The sequence below is a fragment of the Flavobacterium galactosidilyticum genome (assembly GCF_020911945.1).
Taxonomy (GTDB): domain Bacteria; phylum Bacteroidota; class Bacteroidia; order Flavobacteriales; family Flavobacteriaceae; genus Flavobacterium; species Flavobacterium galactosidilyticum.
Map to the genome: position 1 here is coordinate 2,928,187 of NZ_CP087135.1, position 21,619 is coordinate 2,949,805.

Here is a 21,619-nt window from a genome sequence, read left to right on the forward strand (position 1 = left end):
AATAGAAAATTTCGGATCGAAAATAATATAGGATAAAAAAGTTAGTCAACTAAAATTGCAAAGTTAAAAGACAATATTAATTTGGATTTTATTATTTTAATACTGTCTTTTGGCAGCTATTAATTCATATTCGACTTCATTTTCTTGCAGCTCGCTATTTTTTTTAAAACCAATTCGTTCAAGAAGTCTTATAGCTTTGTCATTTTGCTTACTTGTTACAGCAAAGATTCGTTTTAATCCGATATTTTTAAATCCAAAATCAATTGCTAATAACATTGCATCAGTCATAAAGCCTTTTCCACGATATTGAGGTAATAAAACGCAACCAAGTTCACCTTGATCTTTGTGAAAACCACGATAATATCCACAAGTACCTACAATTTCATTCGTTTGATTGTCTATAATTCCCCAGTGAATTGAATTGCTATTATCATAATCATTATCAATTTTCGAATTCATTTCTATTGCTTGTTCCAAACTTATTGCTTGAATAGCATCATAAAATGAAATTTCAATAATGGCATTAATATCTGAATTAATAATCTTCCTTAATGCTACTTTTTCGTTAGAAACATGCGGATATACACTATAAGGAGGCCTTTTATTTGTCTTCATCTGTTAGTACATTTTTCCTGTCTTATATATTTCAATTTGCTTGTTGGTTTAACCAAAGTAATAAGTGAATTTTGGAAATTAATGAGGTAATTTATCTTTTAGTAATCCGTATAAATAAGTTCCTAATAAGGCTCCAAATAACACAATAAGTACAGTCCAGAAACCAGCTCCTATCAATATAAATATTGGTCCGGGACAAGAGCCAACAAGAGCCCAACCCAATCCAAAGAATATACCACCTATCCAATAACGGGCTGATCCTTTTTCTTTATCTACAATGACAATTGGTTGTCCTTTAATGTCTTTTATACTCTTTCTTTTAATCAATTGGATACCAAGTACTCCTACTAAAATCGCTACAGAAATAATTCCGTACATATGAAACGATTGAAATTGAAACATTTCATAAATGCGATACCAAGAAACAGCTTCTGATTTGGTTAAAACGATTCCAAAAATAAAACCGACTATTAAGTATTTTAATATATTTTTCATGCTTTACATTTTATTTATTTTAAAATTTTATTGTTGAATTATGGTTTATTTTAAAAGTAATGGTAATAGAAAATGTGCCATTATCAATCCACCAACAAAGAAACCAATAACCGCTTTTAGTGAAGGAATTTGGAGATTACTCAAACCAGAAATGGCATGCCCTGAAGTACAACCGCCGGCGTAACGAGAACCAAAACCAATCAAAATACCACCAATTAATAAGATCAATATAATTTTAGGTGACTGAAAAATTTCAGTTCCAAAAAGCGCTTCAGGCATTAATTTCCCATTTGGAGCATCAATCCCCATTTCAGCTAACTGTTCGATAGTCTGCGGATTTATCGAAACATTTGATGGAGCACTCATATAATGGACAGCGACAAAACCACCTAACATTGCACCTAAAACAACAACTAGATTCCAGCGTTGTGCTTTCCAGTCAAAATCAAAAAACGAAACTCTTTTTCCTAAACCAGCGATAGAGCAAAGCGAGCGCAAATTAGATGACATTCCGAAAGTCTTTCCAAAATAGATTAAGCAAAGCATAATCATACCTATTATAAATCCAGAAACATACCAAGACCATGTTTGAAAAATCACTTCCATATTTTATTTTTTTGACAAAGATAGGATGCATTTTCAATAAAAAAAAAGAGTATGCCAATGAAAGTCGTTGATTTTAGTAGGATTCCGTAATCCTACGTCAATTCTGAATGGTACTGTAATTAAAGTACACTAGAAACCAATTCTTTAAAAAAACATATTTTAAAACGCGAGTGTGACTTATGTTACTGTACACGCTTTTTTGTCGCTCTATCTTTGCTTCATAAACTAGAGAAAGTCAATTATGAAGAAAATAAATTTAATACTGCTATTAGGAATATTATCTATTTCTACTATAGGATTTGGTCAAGATACAGTGGCCATTTCTAAAAAAGATATTTGGTTAAAAGCAACGGATAAGAACTTGCAAATTAAAATTTCAAATCAAGATTTCAAATCAGCACAAGCAGATTACAGACAATCAAATTCATTGTTTTTGCCAAGTATTTCAGCTTCACATACCGCTATTTCTACTACAAATCCATTAATGGCTTTTGGTTCTAAACTGAATCAGGAAATTTTAACGGCTTCTGATTTTGATCCTAATTTGCTAAACAATCCTGCGCGAACAAAAAACTTCGCTACCAAATTTGAAATTTTACAACCTCTACTAAATGTTGACGGAATTTATGGAAGACAAGCTGCTAAAGCTAAAATGCATGCTTACGCTTTACAAACAGAACGTACTAAAGAATATCTAGAACTTGAGGTTAACAAAGCTTTCATGGAATTGCAATTAGGATATAAAGCAGTTAAAGTTTTAGAGAAAGCTAATAGGACTGGTGATGCTAATTTAAAATTGATACAAAACTATTTTAAGCAAGGAATACTTCAAAAAACAGATTTGCTATCTGTTCAGGTTCGTGTAAATGAAATAGAAAACCAGTTACAATACGCTAAAAGTAATGTTCAAAATGCATCTGATTATTTAGCATTCCTTTTAAATGAAGACAACACGAACAAAGTGTATAAACCAATTGAGGAATTAGAAAATGTAATTGCACTAGAAAGTATTAACAACGCACTTTCAAATGATAGAAAAGACATTCAAGCGATGGATAAATCATCAGAAGCTTACGCAAAAATGTTGCAGTCTAGTAAAATGAATTTCTTACCAAGATTAAATGCTTTTGGGAGTTACGAGTTGTACGATGATACGTTGTTTGGAACAACCGCTAAAGGATATTTAGTAGGAGCACAATTGTCTTGGAGTTTATTCGATGGTTACAAATCAATTGGAAAAATAGAAAAAGCAAAAGCAGAATTCAAAAAATCAGAGATTGAGACACAACAATATAAGGCCAAAAGCCAGTTGGAATTAAACAAAACCAACCGTCAATTAAAAGATGCTGAAAATAAAGTAAACCTTTCCAAACTAGCTTTAGAACAATCGCAAGAAGCCTATCGCATTCGCAGCAACCGTTTCACACAAGGTTTAGAAAAAACAACCGACTTGCTACAATCAGAAACACTGATGTTTCAAAAAGAATTGGAATTTTTACAAGCTGTTTTCGAATATAACTTTACTCAAAACTATTTACATTTTTTAACAAAATAAAAAAGAATCAAATTTCAATTACAAATGCAAAAATCAATTGCAAAATCAATAAAAATAAAACTATGAAAAAGATATATATACCCTTATTAGCATTAGTTCTTGTAGCTTCATGTAATAGCGAAAAGAAAAAAGAAATCGTAAAAGAAACTGCTATTGCTGTAAAAGTAAGTGGAGTTTCTGAAAATAACAACAGTCCTTTTGTGACTGCAAGCGGAAAAATTGAAGCGAAGAACAGTGCTAATTTAAGCACTAGAATAATGGGTTATGTAACCAAAGTTCATGTGCAAGTAGGTCAAAAAGTAAATGCAGGACAATTATTAGTAAGTATTAACAATACCGATTTACAAGCTAAAAAAGCGCAAGTTGATGCGAGTATACTTCAAGCGACTGCAGGTTTTAACAGTGCAAAAAAAGATTATGATCGTTTTGTCAATTTGTTCAAACAACAAAGTGCTTCTCAAAAAGAATTAGACGATATGACGGCACGCTACGAAATGGCAAAAGCGGGATTAGAAGTTGCAAAACAAATGAGGAATGAAGTAACGGCACAGTTTTCTTATTCGAATATTACAGCTCCATTTCCTGGTGTGGTAACCAATACATTTATCAAACAAGGTGATATGGCTAGTCCAGGAATGCCTTTAGTAAGTGTTGAAGGTGCGTCTAAATTGCAAGTTATGGCAATGGTTCCTGAAAATGATATTGCTGCAATAAAAAAAGGAATGCCAGTTAGCGTTTTAGTAAAATCATCTAATGAGAAATTGAACGGAAAAGTGAGCGAAGTGAGCATTTCAGCAACTAATACAGGTGGACAATATTTAGTAAAAGTAGACTTAAACAAAACAGACCACACAGTTTTATCAGGAATGTTTGTTAATGTGCAATTTCCTTTAGCCAACAAAGCAACAAACTCAAAAAGCGAACTGCTTTTAGTTCCTGAAAGCGCCTTGGTAAAACAAGGTCAACTTACTGGAATGTACACTATAGGAACTGGGAATGTAGCCATATTAAGGTGGTTGCGTATTGGAAAAAGCTTTGGCGATCAAGTCGAAGTTCTATCTGGCCTTTCGGCTAACGAGCAATATATCGTTTCAGCAGATGGAAAATTATATAATGGAGCTAATGTAAGTGTTCAGTAGAGCAATCAAAAGTGCTCAGTGTTTATTTTAGATAAATAAGAAAAATTTGTCCTTAATTCCGCGTGAGGGATAGCAGTGGAAATCCCAAGCTTTTTAGCGTGGATTGTAACGAATAGACCGAACCGACCTTTTGGGAGAGTCACGCCTAAATAAATAAAAAATTATGCAAGAAGGTATTTCAGGTAAAATAGCCAATTTATTCATGAACTCAAAACTGACCATTTTGTTGATGATTGGTTTGATGATTATTGGGGTTTACAGTTCGTTTTTGATTCCAAGGGAAGAAGAGCCGCAAATTAATGTGCCAATGGCCGACATTCTAGTTGGTTATCCGGGCGCGAGTCCGAAGGAAGTGGAAAGTAGAGTGGCAAAACCACTAGAGAAAATTATATCTAACATAAAGGGTGTTGAGCATGTGCATACGATGGCTATGAACGGTCAGGCGATGATTATTGTACAGTTTTATGTAGGTCAAGATGTAGAGCGTTCGTATGTAAAATTATACGATGAGTTAACGAAACATGAGGATATGTTCCCAAAAGGAGTGTATAAACCAATGGTAAAAACGCGTTCGATTGATGACGTTCCGATGCTAGGAATTACTTTGTGGAGCGAAAAAGAAGGTGCTTTTCAATTGCGCCAAATTGCTGAAGAAGTAACTTCGGAGATTGAAAAAATCAAAGATGTAGCTATTACGAAAGAAATTGGAGGAGATAATCGTGCGCTAAAAGTAATTTTAGACAAAGATAAAATGGCCGAGAATGGCGTGGATGCTTTAGGAATTATGCAAATGATTCAGGCTAATAATGGTAGCTCACAATCTGGTAGTTTTGTTCAAAATGATCAAGAGTATTTAGTGACTACGGGACAATTTTTGTCCAGTGCTGAAGATGTTGAAAACTTGGTAATAGGCGTGAATAAAAACATGCCTGTCTATTTGAAGCAAGTGGCCAAAATACAAGATGGAGCAGAAACGCCGAGAAGTTATGTGTCTTTTGGGTATGGCAAAGCCAATGAAAAATTCAAAACGGCTCAATCAGAATATCCTGCTGTTACGATTTCTATTGGAAAAGTAAAAGGAGCAGATGCGATGAAAATTTCGGAGAAAATCCTTCACAAAGTAGAATTATTAAAGAAAGATTTAATTCCGGATGATGTTCATGTTGAAGTAACTCGAAATTATGGAGAAACAGCTTCGGATAAAGTAGGTGAACTTTTATTTCACTTATTTATCGCGATTGTTGCTGTTACTGTTTTAGTAATGCTTGCTATGGGATGGCGAGGTGGTTTAGTGGTGTTTTTCTCCGTTCCGCTGACCTTTGCATTGACCTTGTTCAGTTACTATTTATTGGATTACACTTTAAATAGAATTACACTTTTTGCACTAGTTTTTGTGGTGGGAATTGTTGTTGATGATAGTATTATTATTGCGGAGAATATGCACCGCCATTTCAAGATGAAGCGACTGCCGTTTAAACAAGCAGCTATTTATGCGATTAATGAAGTAGGAAATCCAACAATATTAGCCACTTTTACAGTTATCGCAGCGATTTTACCAATGGCTTTCGTATCAGGAATGATGGGGCCTTATATGAGTCCAATGCCCATTGGAGCTTCGATTGCGATGATATTGTCATTGTTTGTAGCCTTGACAGTTACGCCTTATTTAGGCTATCATTTACTTCAAGAAAAAGACACACAAGAACACAAAGAAGCAGAAGGTTTAGAAACTAGCTTTATTTATAAAATATACAACAAACTAGAACGCCCTTTATTAGAAAGTAGCTCTAAGAGAAGAATACTTTTAGCTGTAACGGTTTTGTTATTAATTAGTTCCGTTTTTATGTTTTTCACCAAATCGGTGGTGGTAAAAATGTTGCCTTTTGACAATAAAAATGAATTCCAAGTTGTGATTGATATGCCCGAAGGAACTACGCTAGAACGCACAGCAGCGGTAACTAAAGAAATTGCGCAATACCTATCGACACGACCAGAAGTAATTAATTATCAAAATTATATTGGCACCTCTGCTCCTATTACTTTCAATGGTTTAGTGCGTCATTACGACATGCGTGGTGGTAGTAATATGGCTGACATTCAAGTTAATTTACTACACAAAGAAGAGAGATCGATTCAAAGTCATGCTATTGCGAGAGACATGCGTGCCGATGTTCAGAAAATTGCTAAAAAGTATGGTGCGAATGTGAAACTGATTGAAGTGCCACCAGGACCACCGGTTTTATCAACTTTAGTTGCTGAGATTTATGGAGGACCTAATTATAACGAGCAAATAAAAGTAGCCAAACAAGTAAAAACTATTTTAGAAAACACTTCTGATGTAGTTGATATCGACTGGATGGTGGAGGACAATCAAGTGGAATACAAACTCGAAATAGATAAGGAAAAAGCAATGCTAAACGGAATTGCTCCGCAGCAAGTGGTTGGAAATCTTACCTATTTATTAAAAGAATATCCTATTTCTAACTTGTACGATGAAAATTCAAATGATAATGTAGCCATAGTTCTTTCGCTAGATGATAAAGACAAAACCAGCTTACAAGATATTCAGAATTTAAAAATTAAAGGAAGTCAAGGAAACATGATTCCGGTGAGTGATTTAGTACAAGTAAAAACAGATACTTTACAAAAAACCATTTACAGAAAAGATCAAAAGCGTGTGGTTTATGTAACAGCTGATATGGCTGGAGCGTTAGAAAGCCCTGTATATGCGATTTTAGGAATGAGTGATCAACTGGCTAAGATGAAAGTTCCAAAAGGCTATAAAGTAGATGAATTGTATATGGAACAACCTACAGATGAAAGTAATTTCACCGTAAAATGGGATGGAGAATGGCAAATTACACTAGAAGTATTCCGTGATTTAGGAGTTGCTTTTATGGTAGCGATTGTTATCATCTACATGTTAATCGTAGGATGGTTCCAAAACTTTAAAACGCCAATCGTAATGATGTTGGCTATTCCGTTATCACTGATTGGGATTGTTTTTGGACACTGGTTGCTAAGTGCTTATTTTACAGCTACTTCTTTCATCGGGATGATTGCTTTAGCAGGAGTAATGGTTCGCAACTCGGTTTTACTAATTGACTTTATCGAAATTAGATTACAAGATGGCGTTCCGTTGAAACAAGCGATTATAGAAGCTGGAGCGGTAAGAACTTCACCTATTTTATTGACAACAGGAGCAGTGGTCATTGGAGCATCGATCATATTGTTTGACCCATTGTTTCAAGGACTGGCAATTTCATTAGTTTTTGGAGCTATTGTTTCTACCATTTTAACATTACTAGTGGTGCCATTAATTTATTATATCACAGAAAGAAAAAAATGGGAATCCAATTCTGAAATTTCAATCAAGAATGATGATGAAGCATTATAATTAATAAAAAAAACTATGAAATTACTTATCAGAACAGGAATCATAACTTTTGAAAAGGACATCAAGGCGATGCTTAAAAAAAGCGAATGTAAAAATCTTTACTTATATAGTAGTGAATGGTTTCACAGATCTTTCTGAAGAAAGAATAGAAAGTAACTGGTTTGCAACTGATATAACTGAAACAGAATCTATACTTTTTTATGTCTTTATAAAAAAAGATAAGATAACCCCTTTGTTCGATTTGGTCAATGACTGTAATGCAAAACAAGAAACAAAATCAAACATTCATATTGCAGTTCTCAATATCGAAAAATCAAATTAATAAGAATTAAATAAGAGGCGAAGATTGCTTCGTACCTCGCCATAAATTTATGAAAAACAGAATTGTAAGAGCCGTAGCCGGAATTTTTATATTAACTAGTTTACTTTTAGCTCATTATTTTAGTCCAAATTGGTTATGGCTTACCGCCTTTGTAGGAGCTAATTTATTACAGTCCTCTATCAGTAAATGGTGTTTAATGGACACGATTTTAGAGAAATTAGGTGTGAAGGACTAACTATTTATGTCTTTAACATTGTCCTTATTTTCTAGTCCTTAGCCTTAAATTATTATCTTTTCTTTTTAAAGCATAATAGTAAACGCTTTCGATTTTAGAGTAAACTCTTTTAACTAAAAACTACGAGCTATAGATTAAGTAGTAGTTTTTTAAGTTTTTCATTATAAAAAAACGTTTCGTCGTCTTACGGGATGTAAAGTTCTGTTTATCTTTGTACCACTGATTAATTTTTTGCCTGAGCAATTATTAAATATTTTAACGTTACAGATTAATGAAAAATATGAAAAAAAATCTTCTATTTGTCGCTCTATTAATGCTTAGTGTATCTTGTGCGAGTACAAAATCAACTTTGAAAAACGTAGATAATAACGCCCCGGACTTGTACCTTTCACGAGAAAATACTTTTGTAATTACTGAATTTAGTAAAGACAAAAAATATGGTTATGATGCTGACTATCCTATTAACCTATTTTTTCAAAACACAAGAAATGAGAAAATTAATCAGGAACGTTTTTTAAATGCTTTGGCAGGGCCAAAAGGAGAAAAAATTACTTTTATTAAACTAGAAAGCTGCTGTCCTTTTCCAACAAAAAGAACAGATCTTGGTGCTGGTTTGCTAGATGTCTACGAACTGAAATGGGAAGGTCAAAAAAAACCAGCAAAACTGTATCTGAATATATTTGAAAAAGGCATTTTGATGGTTCCTGTTGGGCTTAGTTTAAAGAAAAACTAGGGTCGTAAAACTATAATTTTTAAGCAACTATTTTGAGATTGTGAGGATACTGAAAAACAGTTTCAATCCTGTATTGAAAGCTGTACAGAGTAGGATTTCTTTGACGCATGCCTCGCAACTCCTCACAATGACCAATTGTAACGTCCCGAATCATCGGGAGCAGGAAATAGCTCCAAATAAAAACGGAAATCTTAAACTAGAGTCGTAAAACCTAACTATCTTTGCACTTTCAAAAATAACTACTATGAATATAAATCATATCCCACAGATCAAACACACTGAAAGTGGAAATTTTTTCCTTCTTGCTGGTCCTTGCGCTATTGAAAGTGAAGAAATGGCAATGCGAATTGCTGAAAAATTAGTTGGCATAACTGACAACTTACAAATTCCATTTGTTTTTAAAGGATCGTTTAAAAAAGCAAATCGCTCTAGAATTGACAGTTTTTCAGGAATTGGTGATGAAAAAGCGCTAAAGATTCTTAGAAAAGTTTCAGAGACTTTTGGTGTTCCAACGGTTACTGATATCCATACTAATGAGGATGCTGACATGGCGGCACAATATGTTGATGTGCTGCAAATTCCAGCTTTTTTAGTTCGTCAAACTGATTTAGTTGTGGCTGCTGCCAATACTGGAAAAGTGGTAAACTTGAAAAAAGGACAGTTTATGAGTCCTGAAAGTATGAAACACGCCGTACAGAAAGTTTTAGATTGTCAAAATGAAAATGTAATGGTAACAGATAGAGGAACTATGTTTGGATACCAAGATATGATTGTTGATTTTAGAGGAATTCCTACTATGCAACAATATGCTACAACGGTTCTTGATGTAACGCACTCGCTACAACAACCCAATCAAACTGCAGGCGTAACAGGCGGGCGACCAGATATGATTGAAACTGTTGCTAAAGCTGGTATTTCAGTTGGTGTCGATGGAATTTTTATAGAAACTCATTTTGATCCTGCTAACGCAAAAAGTGATGGTGCTAATATGTTGCATTTGGATTATTTTGAATCCCTAATGACTAAGTTAGTAGCGATTAGAAAAACAATAAATACATTTTAATTTTAATACAAAAGTTCATTGAAAACTAAATTTTTATTTTTCATCTTGTTCGGTTTTTCATTAAACTCATTGGCACAAGAAGAGATTAAAGTAGAGAAATATACCGCGCATAATAAAGGTAAATTCTTTGTTTCATGGGGCGGTAACAGAGAAAGTTACACTAAATCTGATGTGACTTTTACTGGGAAAGATTACAATTTTACCATTGATAATATGGCAGCTAGAGATAAACCAAAAGGCTGGCATGTTGATTACATTAATCCTATGAGGATGACCATTCCTCAAACTAATTTTAGATTAGGGTATTTTGTAAGCGATCATTATAGCGTAACGGTTGGCGTTGACCATATGAAATATGTGATGACACAAAATCAAATTGCAAACGTTACTGGCTCTATTAACTTGCCAATTGGTGATGCGGGTGCTATACATAATGGAATATACAATAATACTCCAGTTAATTTCGCTGATGAAACATTCTTGATATACGAGCATACTGATGGCTTGAATTATGTGAATACTGAAATTTCGAGACACGATGATATTTCGTCTTTATTCAGGATTACGAATACTGATAAAATCCAAGTTAACTTAACAGAAGGTGTTGGAGTTGGAGTTTTATACCCAAAAACTAATACTACACTACTGGGAAAAAGTCGTCACGATGAATTTCATGTTTCTGGTTATGGTACTTCTGTAAAAGCAGGATTAAATATTACATTTTTCAAGCATTTTTACATTCAAGGAGAATTAAAAGGTGGATATATCAATATGCAAGATATTAGAACTACGCAAAGTAATGAAGACAAAGCGTCACAAGATTTTTTCTTTTTTCAGAGAATAATTGCTTTTGGGGGAATATTCAAAATCTAAAAATTTTGACATAATAATAAAATCAAAATGATTCAAGTTATAAAACAAAGAAGCCGTCTCAAAACTGAGGCGGTTTTTTTGTTTATTATTGTGCTTTTGCTATCAATTAACATTTTTATTAAACAAAAAATTCGAATTAAATACTAACTATACTTTAATAATTAATAATTAAATTTGAAAAATAGTATCGTTTTTTACTTGATAAAGAATCTATAGTATTAGCACAAGACCCAAACGAACAATGATGAATTTTGAAAATGTAGTTGCCGAAGACAATTCTGCCCCTGAAATAATTTATTCCTTTGATAATTTTTTTAAGATTTCAGCAGATTTCATTTGTATTGCTGGATTTGATGGCTATTTCAAGAGAATAAACCCCGCAGTTTCAAAATTATTAGGATATACGGAAGAAGAATTATATTCTAGGCCTATACATGAATTTGTGTACACTCATGATCTTAAAATCACTTTAGAAACAAGAGAGCAGGTTTATAAAAACAAGCCGTTGCTAAACTTTGAAAACAGATATTTAACTAAAAGTGGTGAAATTGTATGGCTATCTTGGACTTCAATGCCTGTTGAAAACGAAAAATTAGTATATGCAATTGCAAAAAATATAACTCACAAAAAAAGAATAGAGGAGCAACGAAATTTACTTATCGCGAATCTTACGAAAATAAATAAGGAATTGACTATCCTTTCTCATAAAACATCACATGATCTAAAGTCACCTATTAACAATATGCTTTCCGTTTTTAGTCTTATTGATGCTTCTAAAATTTCTGATCCAGAAACTTTAGAATTAATAGATATTCTCAAGTTAACTAGTGAAAATTTGAAAGAGACGCTAAACAATTCGATAGATTACCTGATTGAAAATGCAACTATTTCTACGGTAGTTGAGGAAATAAATCTACGCGAATCTCTTGATGAGGTATTAAGCTCCATAAATTCATTGATTTGCGACTCTAAAGCGGTTATCAATGTTGACTTTTCAGAAGTTAAAAATATTACTTTTAATAAAGCCTATATGAAAAGTATCTTTTTGAATTTAATTTCAAATTCTATAAAATATACCAGACCTCATCAAGCGCCAATTATTACAATCCAATCTAAAAAGACTAACGGAATCGACCAATTAATTTTCTCAGATAACGGACTTGGTTTTGATATGGATAAAGTGAAAGAAAAGATTTTTGGCCTTTATGAAAAATTCCATAAAAATGATGATAGCAATGGTATAGGACTATACCTAGTCTATAATCACGTCACTAGTTTAGGTGGTCGAATTGCGGTGGAGAGTAAAATAAATAAAGGTGCTACATTCACCATATCTTTCAAATACTGAAATAATAGTAGTGTAGCTCCTTCATAAATTTTGATATTCTTATTTTACAATTCCATTTTGATCTACAAGGTAGATTAAAGAAGCCATTGCAGCTGCCCCTAATTCTAATTCTCTTTTATTGACTGCGTCAAATGTATCATTTGCAGCATGATGGTGATCAAAATAGCGCTGTGAATCTGGCTGCAGACCCACTTTTACAATATGTTTAGATTGTAAAGGTCCAATATCAACTCCTGAGTGTCCTTTAACAAATCTATGAATTAAATACGGTTCGAATAATGTTGACCAACTGCTTATTTTATTAAAATTAACCTCATCAGCTTCAATTGTAAAACCTCTTGGTGAGAAACCTCCAGAATCACTCTCTTAAGCAAAAATATGATTTTCGTTATTTTTACGAGATTGTGTTTCATATTCTTTCCCTCCTCTTACACCGTTTTCTTCATTCATGAATAACACAACTCTCAACGTGTTTTTTGGCTTATAGCCAATATTTTTGAAGATATTTAGTACTTCCATACTTTGAACACAACCTGCTCCATCATCATGCGATCCATCTCCTAAATCCCAAGAATCCAGATGTCCGCCTACTACCATTATTCTATCGGGATGTTCAGTGCCTTTTATTTCACCTACAACATTATAAGATAAAACATCTGGAAAAGTTTCACATGACTGTTTGAAAAATAAAGTTGAATTTGGATTTTCTTTCAAGCTTTTACTTAAAAGTTCAGCTCCAATAGTACTAATAGCTGCAGCCGGAATTTTTTGATCATTAGAAATATCACCATAATTAGTAGAACCCGTATGTGGCAAATCATCCAGTCTCAAATTCATTGATCTAACAATGACCGCTTTCGCGCCTAATAATCCTGCTTCTCTTGCGCCAGAAGATCTTTGATCCACACAACTACCATAGGCTTTAAAAGTCTCTACATATTCAGGATCCATAGGTCTGTTGAAGAAAATAATTTTGTCTTTTACTTTCGTAGCACCTAATGCTTTTAACTCTTCTAAACTTTTTACCTCTATAATACCAGCTTGTACCCCTTTTTTAGGAGTAGCAACGGAACCACCCAAAGCACAAATTTGGAAATTGATTTTTTGCTTTCCAAGTTGTAAATAAGCGATTTCTTTTTCACCTCTAACCCATTTAGGGACCATCACTTCTTGAAGATAAACCTTGTCTAATCCTAATGTCTCTAATTGTGCTTTAGTATAAATTACCGCTTTTTCTGCTCCTGTCGATCCTGATAAACGCGAACCAATCGAATTAGATAGGTGATCTAACCAAGGGTAGCATTTAGCATTGGTAAGTGATGATTTATAAATTTCCTTTAGAGCTTGCTCGTCCTTAGATTGTGCAAATGCAGTGATTCCGCTAAATAATAAAGCGGCTAAAACAATTGATTTTTTCATGGTTAATAAAACTGAATTTATTATTTATATTTTGGTTTCTGATCTTGCGCAATTTCGTGATTATTAATGAATAATTTCGAGATGATGCTCTAAAAAAATCCTGAAGGTTTTAATTGCCTTCAGGATATAAATCAAATCTTTTTTTTTGTAAAAAGTAAATCTCACTATTAACTCACTAACAATTCAAATACTTGATTTGCAATTTCAATTTCTTCGTTTGTAGGAATAACTAATATTTTAGTTCTAGATTGAGCTGTATTAATTTCGCGAGATTCTTTCGAACGAACTTCATTTATAGCCCTGTCTAATTTAATCCCAAAATACTCCATATCCGTACATACTAATTTTCTGATATAAGAAGAATTTTCGCCAATTCCAGCAGTAAAAATAATAGCATCTAACCCATTTAATACCGAGGTATAGGAACCTATATATTTTTTTATTCGGTAAGCGTTCATGGCTAAAGCCAACTGACAATCCACATTTCCATTTTCAGCAGTGGATTCAATATCTCTCAAATCACTGTATCCAGTAAGTCCTAACATTCCACTTTGTTTTTGCAACATTGTATTGACTGCTTCTAACGAGTAACCTAAAGTTTTTGTTAAATAAAAAATTAATGATGAATCTATATCACCGCTTCGAGTTCCCATAATAAGTCCGCTATTTGGCGAAAACCCCATAGATGTATCAACACTTTTACCATCTTTTATAGCAGTAATACTACAGCCGTTTCCTAAATGTATTGCAATTATATTTTGATGTGGTTTATTAACCGATTGTAAATACTCAATCGCTTTTTCTGAAACGTACTTATGAGAAGTTCCATGAAAGCCATAGGCTCTAATTTTATTTTGGGTCAATAAATAATTAGGAACAGCATATTTATAAGCTACTTCAGGCATAGTTTGATGAAATGCGGTATCAAAAACTGCAACTTGTTTCGCTAAAGAAAACACCTCTTCTGCCACAACAATTCCTTCTAAATTAGCAGGATTGTGGAGAGGAGCTAATTCAAAAAGTTGCCTGATTTTATCTTTAACTTCATCAGTAATAATTACAGTATTCGAAAAACTACTTCCGCCATGAACTACACGATGTCCCACTGCATCGATCTCATTAGTGCTTTTTATCACGCCTATTTTATCATCCATTAACAATTTAGCTATTTTTTCTAACCCAATTTTATGATTTGCAATTGGCAAGGAATCTTCAATTTTGTCTTTAACAGTTACATATGTTAGATTCGAAGTTTCTAAACCAATCCGATCAATCATTCCGGAACAAATTACTTCGTTAGCAGGCATGTCAATTAGTTGGTATTTTATGGAGGAACTTCCTGAGTTTATAATTATTATTTTCATTGAAATAAAATGCTTTTAGCTTTTGGCTATTCACCATTAGCAATTAGATATGTATGTTTTAACTTTTATATTTTAAAGTCCTTGCGCTTGAATAGCTGTAATTACAACTGTATTGATAATATCATCTACCGTACAACCACGACTCAAATCATTAACGGGTTTATTCAGTCCTTGTAACATTGGACCAATTGCTAATGCTCCTGTTTCTCTTTGAACTGCTTTATAGGTATTGTTTCCCGTATTCAAATCAGGAAAAATAAGTACACTCGCTTGCCCTGCAACCTCTGAATTTGGCATTTTACTTTTTCCTACTGCCATATCAACTGCGGCGTCATATTGAATAGGCCCTTCAATTTTCAAATCAGGGCGTTTTTTTCTTACTATTTCGGTAGCTGCTCTAACTTTATCCACTTCATCACCTTTTCCTGATGCCCCTGATGAATAAGATAGCATAGCTACTTTTGGTTCTATTCCAAATGCCAAACTAGAATCCGCTGATGAAATAGCTATTTCGGCCAATTGCTCCGCTGTTGGATTTGGATTAATAGCACAATCGCCAAAAACAGAAACTCTGTCCTCTAAACACATGAAAAATATGGAAGAAACAATACAAGTATCCGGTTTTGTTTTTATGAATTGCAAGGCAGGTAAAATAGTGTGTTGTGTCGTGTGTGCGGCACCAGAAACCATTCCGTCAGCATCGCCTTTATACACCATCATCGTTCCGAAATACGATACGTCTTCTAATAAATCTTTGGCCATAGCCATAGAAACATTTTTGTTTTTTCGCAATTCGTAATAGGTGTTTACATAATCCTCATATTTCTCTGACTCGATAGGATTTATGATTTTTACTTTTGAAAAATCAAATGCTATTCCGAGTTCAGCTACCTTACTTTCTATTTGTTTTTTATTTCCAATAATAGAGATATCCACCACATCCATTGCTAATAATCGCGAAGTTGCAATGATTATCCTTTCGTCACTTCCTTCTGGTAATACAATATGCTTACGGTGTTGTTTTGCTCTTTTTACAAGATTGTATTGAAACATTTTAGGAGTCATTCCTTCAGCTTCAAAAGAAACTAATTTTTTAGATAATTCATCCAAATCAACATATTTTTCAAAAGTGCTTATGGAACCCTCAATCTTGTGCGTATTATCAGCGTAAATTTTGGACTTAATATTCCCTAGCTTGTTTGTTATTTGATAAGTTCCACCTTCTACAGTAATTATAGGTACAACAGTTGTCAATCCCTCTATTAACTTCATAATACTTTCCTCCGGAAGAATATTCCCCGTTAAAACAATGCCAGAAATAATAGGATAATTTGCAGACTCATTAGCTTGTAAAGCACCTAGAATAATATCAGCTCTGTCTCCAGGAGTGATTACAAGTGCATTTTCTTTCAAGTGCAACAAATAGTTTCGCAATTGCATCGCACCTACGCTAAAATTCCCGACTTCATTATTCAAAAAATCATCTCCAAATAAAACTTTGGCCTCTAATACATCAACTATTTCTTTTATCGTAGGGTTATTTAAACTAGAAATAATTGGGATAGCATTGACTAAAACTTCGGGTGGTAGGTTAGCTTGTAAGCCATCTGTAACTAATTTTATATTCTGCTCTTGTACTTTATTAGCAATAACCGCTAATACTTCTACATCTTTTACTTTAAATGAATCGTAAGCAAGGTAAAGGCTATCTATAAGTTCTTCAAGTGTTTTACCCACTCCTGAACCCACAATTATAGTAGGAATTCCAAGGTTTTTAGCGATTAAGACATTCATATCTAATTCTATTACCGTTCCTTCTCCACTAAAACTAGTTCCTTCGACTAAAACAAAATCGAACTGCTCTTCCAGTCGTTTGTATTTTTCAATAATGAGATCTAAAACCTCCCCTATTTTTCCTTTATTTTTCTTTTTAATCAGCTTGCTTTTGGTGATAGCAAATGCATCTTCAAAGTCAATATCCAACCCAAAATGAGAAATTACGGTTTCGATATGATTATCCAATTTACCATCCTCAAAATCCTCAATTATGGGTCTGAAGTAACCTACTTTGGCTGTTTTACCTATAAGCATACTCATCAAACCAAGAGTCACAATAGATTTTCCGCTATTGTGTTCACTAGTCGCTATATATATGGCTTTGTTCATTATATTATTTTTTATTCTTACTAAATTTAATTTTCTATAACTTGTTATAACTAATCTTGATCATTTGAATCAGAACCATTTCCTTTTTTTAAAATAAAAAATCATTCCTATTCCTATTAAAACCATAATTCCAATGATAATATAATACCCATTACGATATTCTAATTCTGGCATAAACTTGAAATTCATTCCATAAACACCCACAATAAATGTCAAAGGAATAAAAATGGCAGAGACAATAGTCAGCGTTTTCATAATCTCATTCATCTTATGTGTTTGAGCAGCAAAATAGAAATTAGAAGCACTTTCTAATGATCCCATATCTGATTCTATCTGCTCTAAAAGCTCCAAGCTTTTTTGATGCAAGCGCGCAAAAAAACTAAAACTTTCCATTTCCATTGCATTAAAAACATCGTCATCTTTTATACTTTTAATTTCGTACAAAGAATCCCTAAGCGGAATTATAGATCGTTTTAAAAAATTAAAATTGTCTCTGTGTTTTTCAATACGCTCTAAGGTTAATGGATCGGCACTTTTTTTTGAAAGATTAATCAATTCTTCAACTTTGTCTTCTTCATTCTCGATAGTGATGTAAAAATTTTCCATAATAGCATCTAAAAGAATGTACAACAAATAGTCTACTTTCTTGCTTCGAACAAGACCTGAATGCGTGCGAATTCGTTCCCGAATATGTGTGAAAAAATCAGAACGCTTTTCCTGAAAAGAAATTAAAATACCTTCCTTTATCAAAAAACTAATTTGCTCAATGCTAATATTATCTGAATCTCCTGCTGGCAAAAGTGATTTTATATTAAAAAATAAAACATCAGATTGTTCTTCTAGTTTAGTTCTTCTAGTGGTATTTAGAATATCAGTAAGCATAAAATTGTCTACATGAAAATAACTACCAATCGCTTTTATTAACTCAATATTATTTAAACCATGAATATTCAGCCAATTATTTTTTTGAGTATCAATATATTTATCCAGATATGAAACTTTAAAATCTTCGTATTCTGTCAAATTAACATTATCATAAACAAATAACTGCATTTCTGACTCATGCTGTTTGTGAATTCCAGTGTATTCGAGATTATACGGTTGTAATTTTCGACCTTTCTTGTATTTAATTTTTCTCATGCAAAATCGTTTATATGTAATATTACAAAACTTTTTTAAAAGTAACGTTACTTATGCCTTTTGAGAGCCTTCAAACGAATACAACTTTTTAATTTCTATTTCGAAAACAAAAATAATTACAATTAACATACTATTTTATGAGATAAATCATGTTCTACTTATAAAGGAGTAGTTCATGAACAAGTGTTAATTATCTAAAATTACATATCTAATTATTAGATTTCAAAAATATATCTATAGATTTGAGATCTGATCGTAGAAAAATAGGAATTATTATGTTTTTCAACTCAAACTATTTATTAACCAATACAAGTTTTACTAAATGATTAAAAAAAATTTAACCTTGCTCATGGCGAGTCTTTTAATTTTTTCTGCACAAGAGACATTTGCTCAAAGCAGAAAAGACAGGAAAAAAGCAGCTACTAATGCTACTGCAAAGGCGGAAACTAAACCCGCTGACACTAAAAAGGAGCCTAAACCGTATAACAAAGTTATTGACAATACTGCAGTGACCCAAAACGGATTAATCACTGTTCATAAGATGGATAACAAATATCTTTATGAAATTTCCGATTCTCTTTTAGGAAGTGATATTATGACCATTACTAGATACTCAAAAACTCCTGCAGGAGGAGGAATCTTTGGTGGTGAAGAAATAAATAGACAAGTTGTTCGCTGGGAAAAAGGATTGAACAACAACATTCTCCTTAGATCGATAACCTATGTTATCATGTCTCCAGACGCTGATAAACCTTTGGCCCAAGCCGTAAAAAACTCAACCGCAGATCCAATTATTGGGAACTATGATGTTTTAGCCTATAAAAAAGATGAATCAGGAAAAATCACAGGTTATGTCCTTGATTTAACATCAACGTTTGATGCTGATGTACAAACTTTCTCGTTAGATCCAATAAAAAAGCAAATGCTAAATATTGTAGCATTTCAAAAAGATAAGTCCTTTATCTCGAAAGTGAGTAGTTTCCCTATAAACACTGAAATTAGGAGTGTAAAAACATTTACCACTACACCACCAAGAATTAGCACGACGCCAACACCACAAATTGGAGTTAATCTACCTTCGGCACTAGATGCAGGTTTGATAACGATGGAAATGAATACATCAATGATTTTGCTACCACAAACACCTATGCGCAAAAGGGAATTTGACGCGCGAGTAGGATATTTTGCAAATCAATTTGGAGTATTTGAAGAAGATTCTCAAAAGTCAGAAACTTCGGTTTTTGCCGTAAGATGGCGTTTAGAACCAAAATCTCCAGAAGATGCTCTAAAGCAAAAAAATGGGGAATTAATTGAACCTTTGAAACCTATTGTGTATTATATTGATCCTGCTACACCTGATAAATGGAAAAAATACATCAAACAAGGTATTGACGATTGGCAAGTTGCTTTTGAAGCTGCTGGTTGGAAAAACGCCATTCGTGGTGAATATTGGCCAGAAAATGATCCAACGATGAGTCTGGAAGATGCTCGTTTTTCGGTTTTAAGATATTTCGCTGCAGAGATTCAAAATGCATACGGACCAAATGTACATGATCCTAGAAGTGGGGAAATTTTAGAAAGCCACATTGGTTGGTATCACAACATTATGAGCCTTCTGAGAAACTGGTATTTAATTCAGACTGCTGCTGCAAATCCAGAAGCAAGAGCTAAGAAATTTGACGATAAATTAATGGGGGAACTAATTCGATTTGTTTCTTCTCACGAAGTAGGACATACATTAGGTTTGCGTCATAATATGGGTGCAAGTTCTGCAACTCCTGTTGAAAAATTAAGAGACAAAGACTTTGTAGCAAAAAATGGACATACCTCTTCTATAATGGATTACGCTCGTTTTAATTATGTGGCGCAACCTGAAGATGGTGTAACAGACTTTTTTCCAAAAATTGGAGACTATGACAAATGGGCTATCAAATGGGGTTACTCATATTTTGCAGATGCAAAATCTGAAAAGGCTGAAAAAGCTATTTTGAATGAAATGACAAAAGAAGCGTATAAGAACAATCGCTTATGGTTTGGAACTGAAACGAGTCCGTATGACCCTAGATATCAAACAGAAGATATTGGAGATAATGCCATGAAAGCATCTGAATATGGAATTAAAAACTTAAAACGAATTCTACCTAATTTAGTTCAATGGTCTAGTGAAAAAGGAGAAAGCTACAGTGAACTAGATGATCTGTACGCTGCTCTAACTGGACAGTTTAGAAGATACATGGGACATGTAACTAAAAACGTAGGTGGAATTTATGATTCGCCAAAAACGTATGACATGACTGGAGATCAGTTTGTAGTTGTTCCAAAAAGTATTCAGAAAGAAGCGGTAACATTCTTAAACAATCAATTATTTACTACTCCTAAATGGTTGTTGAACCAAGATGTTCTTTCGAAAATTAATCCAGAAAGTGGTGTTGAAGCAATCAAATCCATGCAAGATGCTACATTAAGCAGTTTACTTGCTGGAGATAGAATAGTTCGACTAATTGAAGCATCTAGCGCAAACAAAGACAATTATTCTGTTGATGAATTAATCACTGATTTAAATAAAGGAATTTTCTCTGAATTAAAAGGTGCAAGTTCTATAGATATATATCGCAGAAACGTACAGAAACTATACGTAGACAAGTTAATCGAGATGCTTAAACCAGGTACTGCGACTGTTAGAGCAGTTCCAGTAGGTGTCACTTATGGATTTACGACAAAAAGAGTTAATCTATCACAAACTGATTTACCATCTATAAGTAGAGGGCAGTTGAATGCATTGAAAAACGATTTAAAAATGTCTTCTGCTAGAATGAGCGATCGAATGAGTAAATATCATGTTCAAGATTTGATTTCGAGAATTGGTCAAGCTTTAGATCCAAAGTAATTTAAATATATAAACCCGGCAAATTGTAAAAAATCTGTCGGGTTTTTTGTTTCTTAGAATGACTAAACCGCTTCGTATTAAAACTTTATAAATCTACTTATGTGAGCAATAGTATTCCACTTTGAAATGCACAAATAAAGTAAAAAAAATTAGCCACACATTAAATTGATTTCAAAGGACTAACTCCTTATTATCATCTTAATATGTGGCTAAAATTTATACAAGCTAAAGCAAATTGAAATAAAAACGCATTGTTTTAAAA

The 21,619-nt window shown here is 33.2% G+C and carries 16 protein-coding genes and 1 pseudogene; 10 read left to right on the top strand and 7 right to left on the bottom strand.

Annotated features, from left to right (window positions below; all coding sequences use genetic code 11):
* Positions 1-96: 96 nt before the first annotated feature.
* From LNP27_RS12630 to LNP27_RS12640, 3 genes are all read right to left on the bottom strand, one after another.
* A complete protein-coding gene (locus tag LNP27_RS12630) occupies positions 97-615 on the bottom strand; it encodes a GNAT family N-acetyltransferase (protein WP_229942000.1) in 519 nt (172 codons plus the stop codon).
* A 78-nt stretch (positions 616-693) separates the two neighbouring features.
* Positions 694-1,110, bottom strand: a complete 417-nt coding sequence (locus tag LNP27_RS12635) for a DUF6691 family protein (protein WP_229942001.1) — start codon at positions 1,108-1,110, stop codon at positions 694-696.
* Positions 1,111-1,155: 45 nt separating this feature from the next.
* A complete protein-coding gene (locus LNP27_RS12640) occupies positions 1,156-1,716 on the bottom strand; it encodes a YeeE/YedE family protein (protein WP_229942002.1) in 561 nt (186 codons plus the stop codon).
* 241 nt (positions 1,717-1,957) lie between these two features.
* Here LNP27_RS12640 and LNP27_RS12645 point away from each other — a divergent pair, with 241 nt between their 5' ends.
* The 9 genes from LNP27_RS12645 to LNP27_RS12685 all read left to right on the top strand — a co-directional run bounded on the left by LNP27_RS12645 (position 1,958) and on the right by LNP27_RS12685 (position 12,381).
* Entirely contained in the window at positions 1,958-3,271 is a 1,314-nt protein-coding gene (locus LNP27_RS12645; protein ID WP_229942003.1) for a TolC family protein, read from the top strand.
* 62 nt (positions 3,272-3,333) lie between these two features.
* On the top strand, positions 3,334-4,410 hold the full coding sequence (locus LNP27_RS12650; RefSeq protein ID WP_229942004.1) for an efflux RND transporter periplasmic adaptor subunit: 1,077 nt from the start codon (positions 3,334-3,336) through the stop codon (positions 4,408-4,410).
* Between the two features lie 163 nt (positions 4,411-4,573).
* Positions 4,574-7,807: an efflux RND transporter permease subunit gene (locus tag LNP27_RS12655; RefSeq protein ID WP_229942005.1), complete on the top strand. Its 3,234-nt coding sequence runs from the start codon at positions 4,574-4,576 to the stop codon at positions 7,805-7,807.
* Positions 7,808-7,856: 49 nt separating this feature from the next.
* Positions 7,857-8,129 (top strand): hypothetical protein, encoded by a 273-nt coding sequence (locus LNP27_RS12660; RefSeq protein ID WP_229942006.1) that lies wholly within the window; start codon positions 7,857-7,859, stop codon positions 8,127-8,129.
* A 49-nt stretch (positions 8,130-8,178) separates the two neighbouring features.
* Positions 8,179-8,364, top strand: coding sequence for a YgaP family membrane protein (locus LNP27_RS12665; protein ID WP_229942007.1), 186 nt, complete (start codon positions 8,179-8,181; stop codon positions 8,362-8,364).
* Between the two features lie 280 nt (positions 8,365-8,644).
* Positions 8,645-9,097, top strand: coding sequence for a 2-dehydro-3-deoxyphosphooctonate aldolase (locus LNP27_RS12670; protein ID WP_229942008.1), 453 nt, complete (start codon positions 8,645-8,647; stop codon positions 9,095-9,097).
* A gap of 244 nt (positions 9,098-9,341) precedes the next feature.
* Positions 9,342-10,160, top strand: coding sequence for a 3-deoxy-8-phosphooctulonate synthase (gene kdsA, locus LNP27_RS12675; RefSeq protein ID WP_229942009.1), 819 nt, complete (start codon positions 9,342-9,344; stop codon positions 10,158-10,160).
* A gap of 18 nt (positions 10,161-10,178) precedes the next feature.
* Complete coding sequence (locus LNP27_RS12680) at positions 10,179-11,033, top strand: hypothetical protein (RefSeq protein WP_229942010.1); 855 nt, start codon at positions 10,179-10,181, stop codon at positions 11,031-11,033.
* A gap of 241 nt (positions 11,034-11,274) precedes the next feature.
* The gene (locus LNP27_RS12685; RefSeq protein WP_229942011.1) at positions 11,275-12,381 is read left to right on the top strand and encodes a PAS domain-containing sensor histidine kinase; all 1,107 of its coding nucleotides are present in this window, start codon (positions 11,275-11,277) and stop codon (positions 12,379-12,381) included.
* A 39-nt stretch (positions 12,382-12,420) separates the two neighbouring features.
* Here the strand turns inward: LNP27_RS12685 and LNP27_RS12690 are convergent.
* The 4 genes and pseudogenes from LNP27_RS12690 to corA all read right to left on the bottom strand — a co-directional run bounded on the left by LNP27_RS12690 (position 12,421) and on the right by corA (position 18,470).
* A pseudogene (locus tag LNP27_RS12690) lies at positions 12,421-13,800 on the bottom strand (M28 family peptidase).
* A 167-nt stretch (positions 13,801-13,967) separates the two neighbouring features.
* Positions 13,968-15,164 carry an acetate/propionate family kinase gene (locus LNP27_RS12695; protein ID WP_229942012.1) on the bottom strand — a complete coding sequence of 399 codons (1,197 nt, stop codon included), beginning with the start codon at positions 15,162-15,164 and terminating at the stop codon, positions 13,968-13,970.
* Between the two features lie 72 nt (positions 15,165-15,236).
* Complete coding sequence (gene pta / locus LNP27_RS12700; protein WP_229942013.1) at positions 15,237-17,330, bottom strand: phosphate acetyltransferase; 2,094 nt, start codon at positions 17,328-17,330, stop codon at positions 15,237-15,239.
* A 69-nt stretch (positions 17,331-17,399) separates the two neighbouring features.
* Positions 17,400-18,470, bottom strand: a complete 1,071-nt coding sequence (gene corA, locus LNP27_RS12705) for a magnesium/cobalt transporter CorA (protein ID WP_229942014.1) — start codon at positions 18,468-18,470, stop codon at positions 17,400-17,402.
* Positions 18,471-18,819: 349 nt separating this feature from the next.
* Here corA and LNP27_RS12710 point away from each other — a divergent pair, with 349 nt between their 5' ends.
* Positions 18,820-21,357, top strand: a complete 2,538-nt coding sequence (locus LNP27_RS12710; protein WP_229942015.1) for a zinc-dependent metalloprotease — start codon at positions 18,820-18,822, stop codon at positions 21,355-21,357.
* Positions 21,358-21,619 lie beyond the last annotated feature (262 nt).

What these genes read in the sequence shown, in the direction of transcription:
- LNP27_RS12630 (WP_229942000.1), bottom strand. Translation starts at nt 615, where the DNA reads ATGAAGACAAATAAAAGGCCTCCTTATAGTGTATATCCGCATGTTTCT.
- LNP27_RS12635 (WP_229942001.1), bottom strand. Translation starts at nt 1,110, where the DNA reads ATGAAAAATATATTAAAATACTTAATAGTCGGTTTTATTTTTGGAATC.
- LNP27_RS12640 (WP_229942002.1), bottom strand. Translation starts at nt 1,716, where the DNA reads ATGGAAGTGATTTTTCAAACATGGTCTTGGTATGTTTCTGGATTTATA.
- LNP27_RS12645 (WP_229942003.1), top strand. Translation starts at nt 1,958, where the DNA reads ATGAAGAAAATAAATTTAATACTGCTATTAGGAATATTATCTATTTCT.
- LNP27_RS12650 (WP_229942004.1), top strand. Translation starts at nt 3,334, where the DNA reads ATGAAAAAGATATATATACCCTTATTAGCATTAGTTCTTGTAGCTTCA.
- LNP27_RS12655 (WP_229942005.1), top strand. Translation starts at nt 4,574, where the DNA reads ATGCAAGAAGGTATTTCAGGTAAAATAGCCAATTTATTCATGAACTCA.
- LNP27_RS12665 (WP_229942007.1), top strand. Translation starts at nt 8,179, where the DNA reads ATGAAAAACAGAATTGTAAGAGCCGTAGCCGGAATTTTTATATTAACT.
- LNP27_RS12670 (WP_229942008.1), top strand. Translation starts at nt 8,645, where the DNA reads ATGAAAAAAAATCTTCTATTTGTCGCTCTATTAATGCTTAGTGTATCT.
- kdsA (WP_229942009.1), top strand. Translation starts at nt 9,342, where the DNA reads ATGAATATAAATCATATCCCACAGATCAAACACACTGAAAGTGGAAAT.
- LNP27_RS12685 (WP_229942011.1), top strand. Translation starts at nt 11,275, where the DNA reads ATGATGAATTTTGAAAATGTAGTTGCCGAAGACAATTCTGCCCCTGAA.
- LNP27_RS12695 (WP_229942012.1), bottom strand. Translation starts at nt 15,164, where the DNA reads ATGAAAATAATAATTATAAACTCAGGAAGTTCCTCCATAAAATACCAA.
- pta (WP_229942013.1), bottom strand. Translation starts at nt 17,330, where the DNA reads ATGAACAAAGCCATATATATAGCGACTAGTGAACACAATAGCGGAAAA.
- corA (WP_229942014.1), bottom strand. Translation starts at nt 18,470, where the DNA reads ATGAGAAAAATTAAATACAAGAAAGGTCGAAAATTACAACCGTATAAT.
- LNP27_RS12710 (WP_229942015.1), top strand. Translation starts at nt 18,820, where the DNA reads ATGGCGAGTCTTTTAATTTTTTCTGCACAAGAGACATTTGCTCAAAGC.